Origin of the sequence: Pseudomonas sp. 5P_5.1_Bac1, assembly GCF_025466015.1 — a bacterium.
In the GTDB taxonomy this organism is placed as follows: Bacteria; Pseudomonadota; Gammaproteobacteria; order Pseudomonadales; family Pseudomonadaceae; genus Aquipseudomonas.
Genome location: NZ_JANLNX010000070.1, coordinates 166,655 through 183,929 on the forward strand (window position 1 = coordinate 166,655; position 17,275 = coordinate 183,929).

14 protein-coding genes are annotated in these 17,275 nt (G+C 64.5%); 13 read left to right on the plus strand and 1 reads right to left on the minus strand.

Annotation, left to right across the window (positions count from 1 at the left end; genetic code table 11):
- Positions 1 to 5 precede the first annotated feature (5 nt).
- Positions 6 to 1,184 (minus strand): efflux RND transporter periplasmic adaptor subunit, encoded by a 1,179-nt coding sequence (locus NTD82_RS15780; protein WP_262129381.1) that lies wholly within the window; start codon positions 1,182 to 1,184, stop codon positions 6 to 8.
- Between the two features lie 157 nt (positions 1,185 to 1,341).
- Between NTD82_RS15780 and NTD82_RS15785 the strand changes: the two genes are divergently transcribed.
- The 13 genes from NTD82_RS15785 to NTD82_RS15845 all read left to right on the plus strand — a co-directional run bounded on the left by NTD82_RS15785 (position 1,342) and on the right by NTD82_RS15845 (position 17,262).
- The gene (locus NTD82_RS15785; RefSeq protein ID WP_262129382.1) at positions 1,342 to 2,043 is read left to right on the plus strand and encodes a response regulator transcription factor; all 702 of its coding nucleotides are present in this window, start codon (positions 1,342 to 1,344) and stop codon (positions 2,041 to 2,043) included.
- Positions 2,044 to 2,052: 9 nt separating this feature from the next.
- Positions 2,053 to 3,351, plus strand: a complete 1,299-nt coding sequence (locus NTD82_RS15790) for an ATP-binding protein (RefSeq protein WP_262129383.1) — start codon at positions 2,053 to 2,055, stop codon at positions 3,349 to 3,351.
- 282 nt (positions 3,352 to 3,633) lie between these two features.
- A complete protein-coding gene (locus NTD82_RS15795; protein ID WP_095155002.1) occupies positions 3,634 to 4,116 on the plus strand; it encodes a CS1 type fimbrial major subunit in 483 nt (160 codons plus the stop codon).
- A gap of 50 nt (positions 4,117 to 4,166) precedes the next feature.
- A complete protein-coding gene (locus NTD82_RS15800; protein ID WP_262129384.1) occupies positions 4,167 to 4,649 on the plus strand; it encodes a fimbrial protein in 483 nt (160 codons plus the stop codon).
- Between the two features lie 327 nt (positions 4,650 to 4,976).
- Positions 4,977 to 5,459, plus strand: coding sequence for a fimbrial protein (locus NTD82_RS15805; protein WP_262129385.1), 483 nt, complete (start codon positions 4,977 to 4,979; stop codon positions 5,457 to 5,459).
- Positions 5,460 to 5,566: 107 nt separating this feature from the next.
- Positions 5,567 to 8,068, plus strand: coding sequence for a TcfC E-set like domain-containing protein (locus NTD82_RS15810; protein WP_262129386.1), 2,502 nt, complete (start codon positions 5,567 to 5,569; stop codon positions 8,066 to 8,068).
- A complete protein-coding gene (locus tag NTD82_RS15815; protein ID WP_262129387.1) occupies positions 8,065 to 9,237 on the plus strand; it encodes a hypothetical protein in 1,173 nt (390 codons plus the stop codon). The genes NTD82_RS15810 and NTD82_RS15815 overlap by 4 nt, the downstream gene beginning before the upstream one ends.
- A 39-nt stretch (positions 9,238 to 9,276) precedes the next feature.
- Positions 9,277 to 10,005, plus strand: coding sequence for a molecular chaperone (locus NTD82_RS15820; RefSeq protein WP_095154999.1), 729 nt, complete (start codon positions 9,277 to 9,279; stop codon positions 10,003 to 10,005).
- Between the two features lie 181 nt (positions 10,006 to 10,186).
- A complete protein-coding gene (locus tag NTD82_RS15825) occupies positions 10,187 to 10,813 on the plus strand; it encodes a response regulator transcription factor (protein WP_095154998.1) in 627 nt (208 codons plus the stop codon).
- A gap of 25 nt (positions 10,814 to 10,838) precedes the next feature.
- On the plus strand, positions 10,839 to 14,459 hold the full coding sequence (locus tag NTD82_RS15830; RefSeq protein WP_262129388.1) for a transporter substrate-binding domain-containing protein: 3,621 nt from the start codon (positions 10,839 to 10,841) through the stop codon (positions 14,457 to 14,459).
- A 97-nt stretch (positions 14,460 to 14,556) separates the two neighbouring features.
- Positions 14,557 to 15,753, plus strand: coding sequence for an EAL domain-containing protein (locus NTD82_RS15835; RefSeq protein WP_262129389.1), 1,197 nt, complete (start codon positions 14,557 to 14,559; stop codon positions 15,751 to 15,753).
- A gap of 112 nt (positions 15,754 to 15,865) precedes the next feature.
- Positions 15,866 to 16,324: a YbjN domain-containing protein gene (locus tag NTD82_RS15840; RefSeq protein WP_262129390.1), complete on the plus strand. Its 459-nt coding sequence runs from the start codon at positions 15,866 to 15,868 to the stop codon at positions 16,322 to 16,324.
- Positions 16,321 to 17,262, plus strand: coding sequence for a peptidylprolyl isomerase (locus NTD82_RS15845; protein ID WP_262129391.1), 942 nt, complete (start codon positions 16,321 to 16,323; stop codon positions 17,260 to 17,262). The genes NTD82_RS15840 and NTD82_RS15845 overlap by 4 nt, the downstream gene beginning before the upstream one ends.
- Positions 17,263 to 17,275: the final 13 nt, after the last annotated feature.

Here is a 17,275-nt window from a genome sequence, read left to right on the forward strand (position 1 = left end):
GGCCCTCACTGGCCGGTGGTCTGGACGATGGGTTGGTCACCCGCGGCGCCCGGCGTGATCTGAACCGGGTCGCCGGCCTTGACGTGCTGCAGGCCCTCGGTCACCACGCGGTCGCCGGGGCTCAGGCCGTCGCTGACGATCCAGCGGTTGTTCTGTGCGCTGCCCAGGGTCACCGCGCGTTCGGCGATGCGTTGCTCGGCGTCCACCAGCAGCACTCGCGGCTGGCCGGCGCTGTCACGCAGGATGGCCTGTTGCGGCACGCTGATGCCCTGGGGCTGGACCGCCTGTTCCAGGCGCACGCGGATAAAACTGCCGGGCAGCAGGTCGAGGTCCGGGTTGGGGAATTCGCTGCGCAGGGTGATCTGCCCGGTGCCCGGGTCGACGCTGATGTCCGAGAACAGCAGCTTGCCGGCCAACGGGTAGGGCGTGCCGTCGTCCTGGATCAGGGTGACTTTCGCCTGGTCCTGGCCGACCTGCTGCAACTCGCCGGCGCGCAGTGCGCGGCGCAGGGCGTTGATCTCGCGGGTGGACTGGGTGAGGTCGGCGTGGATCGGGTCCAGTTGCTGGATGATCGCCAGCGGCGTCGATTCGTTCTGGCCGACCAGCGCACCCTCGGTGACCAGCGCGCGGCCGACCCGGCCGGAAATCGGCGCGGTCACCGTGGCATAGCCCAGGTTCAGCCGCGCCCGTTCGACGGCGGCCTTGGCCGCGGCAACATCAGCGTCGGCCTGCATGATTGCGGCGCGGGCGTTGTCGCGGTCCTGGCGGCTGACCGCGTTGATCTCGATCAGCTCGGCATAGCGCTGGTCTTGCAGGCGCGCCTGGTAGCGGGTCGCCTCGGCCTTGGCCTGGGCGGCGCGGGCGCTGTCGAAGTCGGCCTGGAACGGCGCCGGGTCGATGCGGAACAGCACGTCGCCCTGTTTCACGTCGCTGCCTTCGCGGTACTCGCGCTTGAGCACCACACCGGCCACGCGGGCGCGGACTTCGGCGATGCGCGGCGCCTGGATGCGCCCGGACAGTTCGCTGCTGATGGCCAGTGGCTGCACCCGCACGGTTTCCACCGTGACGTTCGGCGCGGGGGCTTTTTGGTCCTCGGGCGGCTTGCTGTCACAGGCGCCCAGCAGCAGGGCGAGGGCGGTGAGGGGGAGCAGACGTCGCAGACGGGCGGGGCTTGAAGGCAACATACGGATCTTCCATAAATGACCGCCGAATGGTAAGGCAGGCGCGCGACCAGCGGCTGTGAAGCTCTGTAGAGCGTCTGTTAAAAAGTGTGAACAAATAACTCGTTACCTTTTCCGGTTCTATATTCTGCGTTCCTTTCTCTGTTCTCCAAGTCAACTCATGCCCAACATTCTCCTGGTCGAAGACGACTGCGCCCTGTCCGAACTGATTGCCAGCTACCTCCAGCGCAACGGCTTTACCGTGAGCGTCATCGCCCGTGGCGATCTAGTGCTGGAGCAGGTGCGCCGCGACAAACCTGATCTGGTGATCCTCGATTTGATGCTGCCCGGCCTCGACGGCCTGCAGGTCTGCCGCCACCTGCGGGGCGAGTCGCAGAGCCTGCCGATCCTCATGCTCACCGCCCGCGACGACAGTCACGATCAGGTGTTGGGCCTGGAAATGGGCGCCGACGACTACGTTGCCAAGCCCTGCGAACCGCGGGTGTTGCTGGCGCGGGTGCGGACCCTGCTGCGCCGCAGCAGCATTACCGAGCCGCACCTTGAGAGCGACCGGGTGCTGATCGGCGCCCTGTGCATCGACCTCGCCGAGCGCACGGTGTCCTGGCGCGGGCAGCCGGTGGAACTGTCCAGCGGCGAGTTCAACCTGCTGGTGGTGCTGGCGCGCAATGCCGGCACGGTGCTCAGCCGCGACCACATTCTCCAGCACCTGCGCGGCATCGAGTTCAACGGCACCGACCGCTCGGTGGACGTGGCGATTTCCAAGTTGCGCCGCAAGTTCGACGACAACGCCGGCGAAGCACGGAAGATCAAGACCGTGTGGGGCAAGGGCTACCTGTTCAGCCGCGTGGAATGGGAGGTCTGAGGCCGGACCATGCTGAAAATCCTCGTTCGCCTCTACCTGCTCACCATCGTCACCTACGCCGGGGCGATCTTCCTGGTGCCGGAAGTCATCCTCAAGGCGTTCAACGAACGTTACCTGGCGTACAACCTGGAGCAGGCGCGGGGCGTGCAGGCGCTGATCGTCCGCCAGTTCCGCCAGGCGCCGGAGAGCGAGTGGCCGGCGGTGGCGAAGGCGCTGGCGGTCGATTTCGCGCCGCTGGCGGTCGAGCTGATGCCGAGCACCTCGGCCGATCTGACCGAGCAGGAACGTGTGCGACTGGACGCCGGGCAGAACGTGGTGCGCCTGGGTGACTGGGGCTATTACGAGACCGCCATCGCGCCGCTCAACGGCCAGTGGCTAGTGGCCCTGCGCAACCCGCCGGACCCGTTCGACATCAACCTGTTGTCGTGGGGCATCACCGTGCTCATCGGCGCCGCGCTGCTCGGCTGCCTGCTGCTCTGGCTGTGGCCGCACTGGCGCGACCTGCAACGGCTCAAGGCCACCGCGCAGTTGCTCGGGCAGGGGCAGTTGTCGGAGCGCACGATGATTTCCTCGCGTTCCAACATCGGCGAACTGGCCCAGGTGTTCGACACCATGGCCCACGACCTGGAGCAACTGCTGACCCAACAGCGCGAACTGCTCAACGCGGTGTCCCATGAGTTGCGCACACCGCTGACCCGTCTCGACTTCGGCCTGGTGCTGCTTTATGACGAACTGCCGGCCACCAGCCGCAAGCGCCTGATGCAACTGGTCGGGCATGTTCGCGAGCTGGATGAGCTGGTGCTCGAACTGCTGTCCTACAGCCGCTTGCAAACCCCTGGGCAAAACGTCGAGCGGGTCGAGGTGTCGTTGCTGGAGTTCGTCGACAGCATTCTCGGCAGCTTCGCCGAGGAACTCGACAGCCGTGACATCTGCTGGGAGGTCTGCGCGGCCAACGACTTGCCGCGATTCGCTCTGGACCCACGGCTTACCGCCCGCGCCGTGCAGAACCTGATCCGCAACGCCATGCGCTACTGCGACCGGCGACTGCTGCTGGAACTCGGCCAGGACGCGGCGGGCAACTGTCTGCTGAGCGTCGAGGACGACGGCATCGGCATCCCCGAACACGAGCGTGAGCAGATCTTCCAGCCGTTCTATCGCCTGGACCGCAGCCGCGACCGGGCTACCGGCGGGTTCGGCCTGGGCCTGGCCATCAGCCGTCGGGTCATCGAGAGCCAGGGCGGGCAACTGACGGTCGGCCCGTCTGCGTTGGGCGGTGCCCGGTTCAGCATTCGACTGCCCCGGCGATAGGCACCCCGGCGCTTTTCCCACGGCGCCGGGTGTACTCACATTCAATCCTTCCTTCCGCAATAACGGCCCAGCGCCACGCGCCATTCGCACATTTCCCCGAGCTGTTTCATGGGCTGTAAGTAGGCTCGGTGGGAAATTTCCCGGTGTCACTGGGATACGTCTGATGTAAGCCTTTTTCCCAGTCACGAATAATCCGTCCTGCCCATCTGGCGCCAGCAACCCTTCCCCGGCGGCGTCTTTGGTGGGCTTCGGAATTTTCGTTCCTCAGATAGGGAAAAGATCATGAAATACAGTGCGTTCGCGCTTCCGTTGGCCTTGATGCTGGCGGCGGGCACAGTTTCGGCGGCCGAGCCGATCAACAAGCAGGTCAAGCTCGTCGGCACCATTCCGACCGAGTTCTTCAACGTGATCGATAGCGGCAACTGGTGGGGCAAGAATCACGAGTTGAGCTGGGTGGAAGGTCAAGGTTTCGCCTTGTTCAAACAGCGGCTCATCTTCGTGAGCACGGTCGGTGCCGTCACTGCGCACCTGACGCTGCCGGCGCAACTCACCAATGACAAGGACGATGTGATCGCCATGCGCCTCAGGGTCGCCGGAAAGACCCTGAGCACCCTGCCGCAGGAAGTGGCCAGCGCGGAAGAGATGCTGACGGGCAAACCGTTCATGGTGGATTTCGATCTGTCCGCCGACTCTACGGCGATGCCCGCGCCCGGCGACTATTCGGGGGTCTTCGGCATGATGTTCGAGACTAAGGCGCCTTTGTAAGCGGCGGCAGGTCGTCGAAATCAATCCGTACTCCCACAAGGAACTGAATTATGAAATACCGTTTTTTCGCGCTTCCTCTGGCGCTGATGCTGGCCTCGGGAGGCGCATCAGCCGTCCAGCCGATCGAAGGTAACTTCACGGTCTCCGGCACGGTGCCCACGGAAAGCTTCAGCGTTATCGACCCCGCTAACTGGATGAGCCAGACCCAGACCCTGAACTGGAACGTCATCGGTACCGGGTTTAGCCCGCTCCAGCAAAAACTCCTGCTGAAAAGCACGGTCGGCGCCATCACGGCATACATGCTCGAACCGGCGCAAATCAGCAGTGGCGATAACGTGATTCCGATGCAGGTGGCGGTCAACATGGTGGCTCTTACCGAGTCTCCCAGAATCGTGCTCAGGGCCGACCTGGCTCCGCCGGGCCTTCTGGTGCAATTCAATGCCAGCGTGCTCAACCCGAGCACCATCGAACGTACTCCGGGCGATTACGCCGGCACCTTGAGCATGATGTTCGAGACCGCGCCCCCCCTGTAGCCATTCATTCACCGGGCCCTCTTTGCCTATTACCGGGTCGCTCCGGGTTCTTGCCTGCACAGGCGCGGGGCGACTGCTGGGCTTTTTCCATTCGCTGACGAGCAGCGACACGTCTTTGGCGATACCTGTTCGACCGGCCTGAGCGCCGGGATGATCGCCAATGACCTGTTGCACCCCCTGGTAGTCGCCGGCCTTTCGGCGCAGCGGGTTGATGAGTGCATGCAATACGGTTCTTCGCTTCCTGGGCCAGATGTTCGAGACCGCCGCGCCGCTGTAGCCAGCGGCCGGTCGCCGAAATCAATTGGTACTCCGACAAGGAACTGAATCATGAAATACAGCATTTTCGCGCTCCCTCTGACACTGATGCTGGCCTCGGAATGCGCATCAGCCATCGAACCGCTCGAAGGGCACTTCAGCCTCACGGGCACGGTGCCCACGGAAAGTTTCAGCGTCGTAGGTCCCGGCAACTGGATGGACCAGACCCAGACATTGACGTGGGGCGGCGCCGGCACATCCTTTGGCATATTCAGGCAGAAGATCCTGATGAAAAGCACGGTGGGCGCCATTTCGGCCTATCTGGTCGAGCCCGCGCAAATCAGCAATGGCGATAACGTCCTCAGCCTGATGGTGCAGGTCAACAACGTCACCCTTTCGGAGGTTCCCAGAGAGATCGTCAGACCCGAGGTGGCCGCGCCCGGTGTGCTGGTGAACTTTCAGACCTGGGTGCCCCCCAGCAGCAACCCTCAGTACCTCCCGGGGGATTACGCCGGCGCGTTGAACATGATGTTCGAGACCGCTCCCCCCTTGTAGCCATTCACCGGCTGCTTCCTTGCCCATTTTCGGGGCGCACTGACTTTTGCCGGATTGCAGGAGTGGGGCGACCGCGGGCCTCTTTTCATTCGCTGATGAGCAGTGACATGTCTTTGGCAATATCCATTCGACTGACCTTGGGCTGCTGTGCCGCAACGGTCTGGCTGGCATCTGCCTGGGCAAACGGGTCGACGGAGCAGAGCAGTCGACCAGGGATTCTCCGGCAGGCGGAAGGCTTGCCCAAAGGGTTTGATGAGCATTTTTTCGAGGTGCCGCTGGCGGTGCGGGTCGAGCTGGACGGTCGTTTGCTGGGCGAGGCACTGGTGGTGCTGAGCCGCGACGACCGCGTCCAGTTGCTGAACTTCACCGACAGCCGCGACAGCCAGGAGCCGGAAATCCTCCGCCAGGCCTGGGCGGTCGCGTTGGGCAACGGGCTGGCGCTGGGCAACTGCGAGCGTAGCTGCCCGCGTGATTTGCTGGCGCTTCACTACGACCTTCTGGAATCGCGGCTGTCGATCCTCACCCGCGGCGCGGAAAGCAGCGGCCAGGAGACGTACCACCGTTTGCCGGAGCAGGGCAGCCGCGGGCTGATCCTGCGCAACCAGCTCAACCTCAGCCGCGACGGCGAACAGACCGTCGGGCGCTACGCGCTGCAGGGGCAGGGCAGCATCGGCAACTGGACCGCGTTGGCCGAAGCCCGTTTTGACCGCAGTGGCGGTCGCTATGAAGAAACCCGGCAGAACATCGACCAGCTCTACGCCGAGCGAATCCATGAGGACCGTTTCTTCCGCCTGGGCTATTTCACACCCGATGTTCAGGGCCTGAGCCGCCAGCCGCTGTTGCTCGGCAATACACCGGAAACCACCCTGGGGGTGATGTTCGGCAGCAGCGACAGCCTGGCGGTGAACAATGGCAGCGCCAGCGTCACGCCGATCTATGTCACCCCCAATCGCCAGGGCCAGGTGGAGATTTACCGCAACGGCCAGTTGATCCAGACGCAGCCGGTCGCGCCGGGTTTGCAGGTGCTGGACACCCGTGGCCTGCCCGGCGGCATCTACGAGGTGGAAGTGCGCCTGATCGAGGACGGCCAGATCACCTCGCAGAGCAACGAGTTCGTCTACAAACCCAATAACTGGAGCAACACCGATTCGCCCTGGCGCTACAACCTGTATGCCGGTCAGCGCCAGGAACTGCTGGGCAGCGACGACGAATCAAGCGCCGGCGGCCTGAGTGCCGGGGTCATCGCCAATTACCTGCTGCACCCGCGGGTGGTCACCGGCCTGTCGGCGCAGCGGGTCGATGACTACCTGCAATACGGCTCCTCCCTCGATTGGCATGTGCTGGATCGCTTGCAATTGCTGGGCAGCGTGTTTCGTACCGACGGCCTGGGCAATGGCTACGACCTGCGGGGTATTTTCCAGTACGGCAGCGGCAGCGTGATTCTCAGCCACAGCAGTACGGCATTCGAGCCGCGCCGGACCGGGCGCGATGAGGTGATGGCGCCGGGACGCACGGGGCAGTCTTCGCTGTCGTTGAATCACCGCCTCAACCGTGAATACACGGCCAGCCTGCGGGTGAGCCGCGACACGGGCGGCAGCGCCGGCACGGCGATGGACCTGGGCCTGTCCTATTTCGGCAAGCTCTGGGACAGCAATGCGAACTGGCGGGTTTCACTGTTCGACCGGCCCGGCACCGAGAGCAGCGGCGATCGCCGCAGCCGTGGCATCAATTTCAGCGTCAGCACCAGCCTGGGCGGCTCGGACCGCCGCCTGTCCGCCAGCCTGGGAACGCGAACCTCGCGCGACGGCGGGCAGGACCGCAACGCCGCGCTGACCTACCAGCACCTGCCCGAACAGGGCAGCGTGCGCAGCATCGCCGGCACGGTCAGTTTCGACCGCTACGGCACCGGCCTGACGGCAGACACCCAATTTGAAAACAGCGCCTTGAACGGCGATGCCTTCATCCAGCGCTCGTCCTTCAACCAGGACTTCAGCGCCGGCCTGAACCTCGACAGCACCCTGGCCGTGGGCGGCGACCACCTGGGCTTCAGCGGCCAGTACCTGCCGTATGCGGCCGGGCTGATCGTCGATGTGGAAACCGACGTGCCCAACCTGCAATTGCGCGCCAACGACTCCGAAGGCAGCAGCAGCGTGTTGCGCCCCGGGCGCAACGTGGTGCCGGTCAATGCTTACAAGTCCGGCCATGTGCTGCTGGATTTCCAGTCCGGCTATGACGCCAGCGCTGTCATCCAGCCACCGACGCTGACCTATCACCTCAACCGCGGCGGCGTCGAGTACCACCGGTTGCGGGTCATGCGCACGGTCACCGTGATCGGTCGCTTGCTGGATGAGCAGAGCAAGCCGCTGCGCGGTGCGATGTTGATCAACCACGCCAGCCGCGGCGTGAGTGAAGCCGACGGATTTTTCGTGGTGGAAGTCAGCGAGGCGGTGCCCACGCTGGAGGTCCAGCACCGGGGCCGGCAGTTGTGTGTGCTGCGGGTCGACCCGCAAGGGCCGCGTGAAGACGGTGTGTTGCTGGCCGGTGATCAGCGGTGTGAGGCGAGGACTCTGGTTCGCGGTGAACCAGGCCCGTCAGGAGAGGGTGTATGACGCAGTTCCACGCTTGGAAAACGCTTGCATGCCTGCTGCTGATGCTGCAGGCGGGCGCGGGGTCGACCCCGGCCAACGCGACGGAGGTGACGGTCAGTGCCGAGTACCGTGGTGGCCTCGACTTTGTCCACACGTCCCGCGCGCCGGACTTCTGCGCACGCTGGCCGGGGCAATGCAACGCCGGGCCGGCACTCGACCTGCCCATCAGCTATGAGCTGGCGACGCAGGACAAGGAGGGCGGCGGCGCGGGTTACTCGATCCGGGTGCCGGGCCGGCGCCAGGTCACGGTGACCAACGAGCGAAGCGGCGAATCTTACTCGCTGGGATTCGAAATCCTCGCGCTGGGCCTGCAGGTCGACACGGCGGCCGGCGCGGCGGCGTCCCGCCCAGTGCAGGGCGGATGCGCCGTCGCCGGCGCGCAGAATGCCGGGGTACGGAGCCACTACCTGTGGCGGATCAACACGCCGGCGCAACCGGCCACTTGTTTCTCGGCCAGGCCGGATGACGCTGTCGATGATGCCGCCCGGTTGCGCATCGGTGAGCTTGGCCTGGCCTACCGGCTGAGCACGCCGTCACCCTTGAAAATGAAGCCGGGCAAGTACCGCGGACGCCTGGTGCTCAGCGTCGGCCCCGGCGCGGACTTCGACCTCGGCCGCGGCGTGGCGGGGCTCACCACCGACAGCCTCGGGATCAGCGTCGAACTCGACGTGGTGCATGCCTTCCGCCTCGAATTCGCCCAGGGCAGCGAGCAGGTCGTGCTGGAACCTCCCGGCGGCTGGGGCCAGTGGTCCAACCGCCTTCCGCACCGGCTGTACCGCGATGTCGCCCTGCGCGTCTGGTCGTCCGGTCCTTTCAGTGTCCACCTGCGCTGCCAATACACCGAGGCGCAACGCTGTGGCATGCGCAATCGAGCCAATGAGCATCAGGTGCCGCTGCACGTCGCCCTGACGTTGCCGGGAGGTTTCCTGCACTCCGGGCAAGCCGTGAGCCGGCTGACGCTGCCGGTGGGCGAGGCCATGGCGCTGAAACTGGAAAGCCTCCAGCCAATGCTCAATCAGGGCGGGGTTTTGCACTTCGACGTGGGCAAAACCCAGGTCAGCGAAATGGCCCGCTACCCCGGAATGGAGTACGCGGGCGATGTAACCGTGATTTTCGATGCGGGCATGTAGCGCCCGGGCACAAACGTATTTTTAACGAGGTGATGAACGATGAGAAAAACCCTTTGCGGCGTGTTGCTGCTGATAACCGGCGCCACGGCTCACGCCGCTCCACAGATCAACGTGGGCAACCTGTACGACTACATGGACGGCGAGCGCAGCACGATGCTCAAGCGGATACGCAACAGCGGCGACACCACGGCATTCGTCAAGGTCAGCGTGTTCGAGCTGGTCTATGACGCCCAGGGCAACATCACCGAGGTGGCGCAAGACGACCTCCCCCTGGAACAGCGGCCACTGATAGCCAGTCCCGCCAGGCTGATCGTGCCGGCCTCGGGGATGCAGACGATGCGCGTGCTGTATCGCGGTGACCGGGCCAAGGAGCGCTATTTCCGCTTGCGCTTCATTCCGGTCGTCCCGGAACGCGGCGATGGTTTCGCCATCAGCGAAGCGGACGCCGAGCAATATGAAGCGCTCAAGGCCAAGGTCGAAATCCTCACCGGCTTCGGGTCGCTGCTGTTCGTCCATCCCAACGGGGTGCAGTACCAGACCGACGTCTCGCGCGAAGGCCAGCGCTTCATCGTGCACAACCGTGGCAGCAGCACCGTGGTGCTGGACCATTTCAACGATTGCGACGCCACCGGCAAGCAGTGCTCGGTGGCGACCAAGCACCATATCCGCCCCGGCATCGACCGCGAATTCAGCCGCGACCCAGGGCGGGTGTATCGCTTTGAACTGATCGAAGGGCAGGAGCGGCGGCGGGTGGAAATCAAGGGTTGATCTAGTCGCTGGGAAATTTCCCTCGTTGATTAGGGAATTGTCCGATGCACATGTGCCTACCTGGCGGTCGATACTCTGCACCCTAAGTGCTGGCCTTTTGATGCTATTGAATCGCTTCCCCCCCAGGTAGGCACGGCATTCGAAACGGACCCTGCACGTTATCCAAAAACAGGGAGGATTCATGTACAAAGCCATGATCGTGGACGACCATCCGTTCATCCGCGCCAGTGTCAGAATGCTGCTCCGTCAGGAGCAATTCGAGGTCGTCGCCGAGGCCGACAACGGTATCGACGCCATGCGCCTGATCCGCGAACACGAGCCTGACATCGCCATCCTCGATATCGCCATCCCGCGTATCGACGGGCTCGAGATCATCACCCGGGTCAAAGCGGCGCAACTGAACATCAAGATGCTGGTGTTGACGTCCCAGGCGGTCGGTTATTTCTCGCTACGCTGCATGCGCCTGGGGGCTTCGGGCTTCGTCTCGAAGAACGATGACTTGAGCGAGCTGCGAAAGGCGGCGCTGGCAATCATGTCCGGCTACACCTACTTCCCGGAAATTTCCCTGAGCTCGGTAAACCGTTTCGACTGCCACGCCACCGAAACCCAGCGCATCGAAAAACTCACCGACCGCGAACTGCTGATCCTCCAGCAACTGGCCCGTGGCCTGAGCAACAAGGCCATCGGCGAGGCGATGCTGCTCAGCAACAAAACCATCAGCACCTACAAGACCCGCCTGCTGGAAAAGCTGCGGGTCAGCTCCCAGGTGGACCTGGCCGACCTGGCCAGGCGCCACACACTGATCTGACGCCCACTTGCGGTCTTTCCCTCCTATGCGGCGCGCCTTGCTGCTGTCGCTGGCGGTACTGTGCGTGTGCCTGTTCAGCGGCCTGACCAGGGCGGAAACGCCGAATCTGCTGGCCCGCTCGAGCCTCGACGACAACCTGCGCCTGGACCTGAACGACAACGACCGCCACTGGTTGTGGGCGCGGCGGACGTTGTGGCTCGGGGTTAGCCGGCCCGACCGCGTGCCGTTCGACATCACCGCCACCGGGCGCGATTACGAAGGCCTCACCGCCGATTACGCCGGTCTGCTGGGGGAATTGCTCGACGTGCAGATCCGCGTGCGCCGCTATGGCTCACGGGCCGAGGCGATCAGTGCGTTGCAGCGCGGCGATATCGACCTGCTGGGCACCGTGTCTGCCGATGAGGCGGCGCGCAGTCGCCTGCTGCTGTCGCGGGCCTACGTGGAAAACCAGCCGGTGCTGGCCACGCGCAGCGACGATGGCGGCTCGCCGGACTCCGGCCGGCCCGGCGTGCGCCTGGCGATGCGCGAGGGCTACCTGTCCGAGGACCGCGCCCACGAACTGTTTCCCAATGCGCGCCTGGCATTCTATCCGTCGCTGCTCAACGCCCTCGGCGCCGTGGCGTTCGGCCAGGCCGACCTGTTTCTCGGCGATGCCCTGGGTGCGCAATACCTGTTGCACAAGAATTACCTGGCCCACTTGCAGTTGTTCCCCACCGAGCTGCTTGAGGGCGGGCACTACGGCTTTGCCGTCAACAGCGACAACCTGCGCCTGAAACGGCTGGTCAACCAGGCCCTGGAGCGGATTTCCGAACAGGCGCGGCTTGCCATTCTGCGGCGCTGGAGCGGCGGTGCGACGAGCTTCGCCGCGCGGGGACAGCTCGACTTCACTGATGCCGAGCGCGAGTGGCTGCGTCAGCACCCGCGACTGACCGTGGCCATCGACGAGCAGTTCCTGCCGGTCAGCTACCTCGACGACCAGAACGTGTTTCGCGGCATCAGCGCCGACTTGCTGGAGCGTATCGCCCAGCGCACCGGGCTGGCCTTCGACATCGTCGCCGGCGGCGGTTTCGATGACATGGCCCAGCGCCTGGACGTGCAGCAGGTCGATCTGGTGGCGGCGCTGCCGTTCAGCCGCGGCCGCCAGGAACAGGTGGGTTTCAGCCGTTCCTACCTGAGCAACAGCCTGGTGCTGGTCACCCGGGACAACGACCGTTACCTCGACAGCCTCGACGACCTGGCTGGCAAGCGCCTGGCCCTGGTTCAGGGCAGCGTGCTCGAAGACTACATGCGCGAACGTCACCCGCAGGTTCAGGTGCTCTGGAGCAGCGGCCCGCAGCAGGCGCTGGAACGGGTCGCCAGCGGTGAGGCGCAGGCGGCGGTGACCAGCCTGATCGGCGCGCGCTACAGCATCGCCCGGCAATTCCGTGGGCAACTGAGCATCCGCGCCGCGCTGCCGGTGCCGGCGGTGCATTTCGCCTTTGGTACGCGGCGCGGCGCGCGGGAGTTGCTGTCGATCATGAACAAGGCGCTGCTGAGCATCGCGCCGCAGGAGATGGACGAACTGACCAATCGCTGGCGCAACGAAGTGATCGTTGTCGACAGTTACTGGCAGAAGTATCGCGGGATGATCCTGCAAGGCTTCCTTATGGCCCTGATCCTTTTGCTGCTGGCGATGTATTGGATTCGCAGCCTGCGCCGCCAGGTGCACAAGCGCTTGCAGGCGGAACAGGCCCTCAACGACCAGCTCGAATTCATGCATGTGATGATCGACGGCACGCCGCATCCGATTTACGTGCGCGATCACGAAGGCTGCCTGCTGACCTGTAACGCCAGCTACCTGCGGGCCCTCAACGTCGAGCGCGACGCGGTGATCGGCCAGCCGGTGCCGGAATGGCTGATCGGCGCGGACCAGGCGCGGCGTTACCGCGAGTCCTATCGCCGGGTCATCGCCCAGGGCGCGTCGGTAGTGGAAGACCGCGAACTGCTGCTGGCCGGCGAGCGGCTGATCATCTACCACTGGATGCTGCCGTACCGCGCGAGCGACGGCCGGGTGGCCGGGGTGATTGGCGGCTGGGTCGATATCTCCGAACGCCAGCAACTCTACGACGCCCTGCAACTGGCCAAGGACGAAGCCGAGGCGGCCAACCAGGCCAAGACCACGTTCCTGGCGACCATGAGCCATGAGATCCGCACGCCGACCAACGCCTTGCTGGGCATGCTCGAACTGGCCTTGCGCAAAGCCGAGGAGGGCGTGCTCGACCGTCTCGCCATCGAAGTGGCGTCTGGCGCCGCCCGGGGCCTGCTGGATCTGGTGGGCGACATCCTTGATATCACCCGTATCGAATCCGGGCACCTGGAGCTGGTGCCGCAGCAGGTCGACCTGTGCCGCGAGGTGGAAAGCACGGTGCGCATGTTCGAGGCCCAGGCCCGACAGAAACGCCTGCACCTGGCGCTGGACATGGACAGCCACTGTTCGGTGCAGGTGCTGGTCGATCCGGTGCGCTTCAAACAGGTGCTGTCCAACCTCATCAGCAATGCGATCAAGTTCACCCACGAAGGCGAGGTCTGCGTGACCCTGGCGCTGGACGTGGACCGTGAACGGGTCGGGCTGTGCCTGTCGGTGGAAGACACCGGCGTGGGTATTCCGCCAGACGAAATGGCCCTGCTGGGCAGCCCGTTTCGCCAGGCCAGCAACAACCAGCAGAGCGCCCGCTGCAGCTCGGGGCTGGGCTTGAGCATCAGCCACACGCTCTGCGCCATGATGGGCGGCGACATGTTGCTGGACAGCACCCTCGGCGTGGGCACCCGGGCGCGGATCAATCTTGACCTGCCGCGCCTGACACCGTCCGAGGCGGTACTGGCCAGCCTGCCGCAACTGCCCGCCCGCAGCGATGCGCCGCTGGATATCCTGGTGGTGGACGATTACCCGGCCAACCGCCTGCTGTTGCAGCAGCAACTGAGTTTTCTCGGCCACCGCGTAGTGACCGCGACCAACGGCGACGAAGGGCTGCGCACCTGGTTGCGACAGCGTTTCGATGTGCTGATCACTGATTGCAATATGCCGGGCCTCAACGGCTATGCCCTGGCGCGGGCGGTGCGCGAGGACGAGCGGCGCAAGGGCAAGGTCTCGATCCTGTTGCTCGGCTGCACCGCCAATGCCCAGCCCGAGGAGCGCAAGCGGTGTATCGAGGCCGGAATGGATGACTGCCTGTTCAAACCACTGAACCTGAAGGACCTCGCTGGCAAGCTGGTCTCGGGCGAGCCGGGCCTGGTGCCCGACGCCGGCGAAGGTGAGCTGAAACCGGGCAACGGGCTGGACCTGTCCAGCCTGCACAAGATCACCGGCGGCGATCCGACGGCGATCAAGGCCCTGTTGCAAGACTTGCTGACCAGCAACCGCGAAGACCTGGAAAAACTCGCCTACCTGCACGGCGAAGGTGACCTGGGCGGCCTCGCGGACCTGGTGCACCGGATCAAGGGCGGCGGCCGGATCATCAAGGCGCGCCGTTTGCTGCACGCCTGCGAAAACCTGGAAAAGGCCTGCCAGGACAGCGCGCCGGCGGAACGCATCGATCCGCTGGTGGACGACCTGCGTCAGGCCGTGACCGCGCTGACCCAGCGCCTGGAACTGTTTTGTCAGTCTTGAAGCGTCGGAGATTTCTGTCGAATGCTGGGAAGCCGCCTGATTCTTCCTGGCTGAACGGATAGGAATATGGGGCCTGGCCTATACGAGGGAAGCGGTTGTGCCTGCGAAGTCTTTGCGTGTCCTGATCCTTGAAAATCACTCTTTTCAGCGCGCCATCGCCGTGAAGATCCTTTGTCAACTCGGTTGCCGGGACGTCTTGGAAGCGTCCGCCGGCAGCGAAGCGATCACCTTGCTCGAGCGCATCGGCCGGGTCGATGTGGTGGTCTGCGATGTGCGCATGGAAGGTATGGACGGCCTCGAGTTTCTCCACCGCGCGGCGCACGCGTCGCTGATCGGCGGGGTGATCGTCAGCAGCGGGCTGCATTCCGAGGTGCGCCGGGCCATTACCCTGCTGGTCGCTCGCCTGGGCGTGGTGTTTCTCGGCGATGTCGGCAAGCCGCTGCACCTGGAGAGCATGCGTGACGCACTGGCGCGGGTGCGCACCTTGCCCGCGCACTCACTGGCCGCACCGGCCCAGGGGGTGGTGGTGACCGAAGCGGATATCCGCCGAGGGCTGTCGTACAAGGAGTTCGGCGCGCATTTCCTGCCGCGCTGTGATCTCGGCAACGGCGAAATCAAGGGCGTGGACGTGCGGGCGAGCTGGAAGCACCCGGTCCATGGCCTGCTGGCCGACAACCTGTTCATGCCCTTGGTGGAACGCGCCGGCCTGCTGGACGACATGCTGGTGGTGTTGCTGGAACAGGGCCTGGCCTTGCAGCGCGAACTCATGGCGCAGGGGCGGGTGCTGCGCCTGTGCTTTGCCCTGCGCTTGTCGCAGCTGTGTGGCCGCAGCCTGACCCGGCGGATCAAGTCGCTGATGCAGTTTCATCGCTCGGTGGGCCAGGGCATCGCCTTTGAATTGGCGTTCTGCAGCCCGCTGGAGACTTCGGCGATGCACCTGGAAAGCCTGACGCGCCTGCGCATGCTCGGTTGTGGCTTGTGCCTCGGTGAGTTCGGTAGCAATGGCGGGGCTTTCCAGCGCTTGTGCCAGCTGCCGTTCAATGAAATCAGGCTGGCCAGCCAGTTCATGCACGAACTGGAACACCAGCCCCGCCACCGCGCGGTGATCAGGAACAGTCTGGCCCTGGCCGGGTCGCTCGGCCTGGGCGTCACCGTCACCGGGGTGGAAAGCGCCGGCCAGCACCTGATCCTGATGGACATGGGCTGCGCGGTCGGCCAGGGCAGCTACTTCGCACCGGTGCTGGACCGTGAAGAACTGGTCCGGCGCCTCGGTCGGGGCACGCGCGGTTGCTGATGGACATGTTTATGACGGAAGGAGGTGTGGTGCGTCTGTACCGAATGCTAGCAATGTGCTACAAACTTTCGCTTTAACTTCAGGCTTTTAACCGCGCAAGGAAGGTGACCCCGTGACTGCCAATACCCTGATCGAAACCGTAAGTGCCGATTCCCTGACCACCCTGCTGCAAGACGCCGGTTGCCGGGTCAACCGCACCGAGCAAAACGCTGTGATTCAACTGCTCAGCGCCAGCCAGGGCGTCGGTTACGCCGTCCGTTTCGGTAACAGTGCCCCGGAAGAAGGACAATTCCTGGACTTCACCTACAGCTGTGCACTGCGCATCCAGGGTGAGCTGCCTGAAGGCCTGACCAACCTGTGGAACGCTTCGCGTCGTTTCTCCCGTCTGGCTCAACAGGGCGAGTTCCTGGTGCTGGAAAAAGACGTGATCGTTGCTGACGGCGTCAGCCTCAAGCACCTGCAAGGCTCCCTGGTGCTGTGGGACCGCCTGCTGCAAGAATTCGTCGTCTACCTGCGTGACTACAGCCGCAACCTCGCGGCCGCCGAGACTCCAGTGGAAAGCGCTTCGTGAGTCGCGGTCGCCTGTGGGCCGGCGCTGGTGCGCTGGCCGTGCTGACCGTTGCGGTCACCCTGGCCCTGCGTCCTGGCGACGATCTGGAGGCGGCCAGCCGCACTGTTCCGGAAACCGAAAGCGGTACCGCGCTGGCTCGCCTGGGTGACCAGCAGGTCAACGCCGAAGAGCTAAAGGCGCTGTTCGCCCAATTGCCGGAGCAGGCTCGCCTGCAACTGCGCAATGATCGTCCTGCGCTGGAAACCTGGATCCGTGCACGCCTGGCGGAAAAGGCCCTGTACCAGCAGGCCGAAGCCAAGGGCTGGTCGAAGCGTCCCGATGTGGAAGCCCAGACCCGCGCCGCGATCGAGCAGATCGTCCTGCGCAGCTACCTGAGCAGCGTGACCAAGGTGCCGGATGACTATCCGCCCGAGCAGGACCTGAAGCAGGCCTATGAGAACGGCAAGGCTTCGTTGCAGGTGCCGGCGCTGTACCGGGTCAGCCAGATCTACCTGGCCGTACCGGACGAGCAGGCCCTGGAGTCGGTGCGCAAGCAGGCTGAAAGCATCGCCAAGCGTGCCCAGGCTTCCGGCGCCGACTTTGCCAAACTGGCAGAGACCTACTCGCAGGACACCGGCAGTGCGAAGCAGGGCGGCGATATCGGTTTGCAACCGCTGACGCAGTTGCTGCCGGAAGTCCGTACCGCAGTGTCGAAGCTGAAGGTCGGCGCGGTCAGCGAACCGTTGCAAAGCCCGCTGGGCCTGCACATCGTCAAGCTGGTCGAACTGCAACCGGCGCGCGTCGCCACCTACGACGAAGTTCGCGGACAACTGCGTGACGCCCTGCGTGCGCAGCGTCAGGAACAGTTGGCCAAGAGCTACGTCGAAGGCATGTTCAACAGCGCCACCCTGAGCATTGACGGGGCTGTACTGAACAAGGTTATCGAAGCCGAGAAGTAATTGCCCTTCGCTA

What these genes read in the sequence shown, in the direction of transcription:
- NTD82_RS15820 (WP_095154999.1), top strand. Translation starts at nt 9,277, where the DNA reads ATGAGAAAAACCCTTTGCGGCGTGTTGCTGCTGATAACCGGCGCCACG.
- NTD82_RS15825 (WP_095154998.1), top strand. Translation starts at nt 10,187, where the DNA reads ATGTACAAAGCCATGATCGTGGACGACCATCCGTTCATCCGCGCCAGT.
- NTD82_RS15785 (WP_262129382.1), top strand. Translation starts at nt 1,342, where the DNA reads ATGCCCAACATTCTCCTGGTCGAAGACGACTGCGCCCTGTCCGAACTG.
- NTD82_RS15815 (WP_262129387.1), top strand. Translation starts at nt 8,065, where the DNA reads ATGACGCAGTTCCACGCTTGGAAAACGCTTGCATGCCTGCTGCTGATG.
- NTD82_RS15810 (WP_262129386.1), top strand. Translation starts at nt 5,567, where the DNA reads ATGTCTTTGGCAATATCCATTCGACTGACCTTGGGCTGCTGTGCCGCA.
- NTD82_RS15780 (WP_262129381.1), bottom strand. Translation starts at nt 1,184, where the DNA reads ATGTTGCCTTCAAGCCCCGCCCGTCTGCGACGTCTGCTCCCCCTCACC.
- NTD82_RS15800 (WP_262129384.1), top strand. Translation starts at nt 4,167, where the DNA reads ATGAAATACCGTTTTTTCGCGCTTCCTCTGGCGCTGATGCTGGCCTCG.
- NTD82_RS15805 (WP_262129385.1), top strand. Translation starts at nt 4,977, where the DNA reads ATGAAATACAGCATTTTCGCGCTCCCTCTGACACTGATGCTGGCCTCG.
- NTD82_RS15790 (WP_262129383.1), top strand. Translation starts at nt 2,053, where the DNA reads ATGCTGAAAATCCTCGTTCGCCTCTACCTGCTCACCATCGTCACCTAC.
- NTD82_RS15795 (WP_095155002.1), top strand. Translation starts at nt 3,634, where the DNA reads ATGAAATACAGTGCGTTCGCGCTTCCGTTGGCCTTGATGCTGGCGGCG.
- NTD82_RS15830 (WP_262129388.1), top strand. Translation starts at nt 10,839, where the DNA reads ATGCGGCGCGCCTTGCTGCTGTCGCTGGCGGTACTGTGCGTGTGCCTG.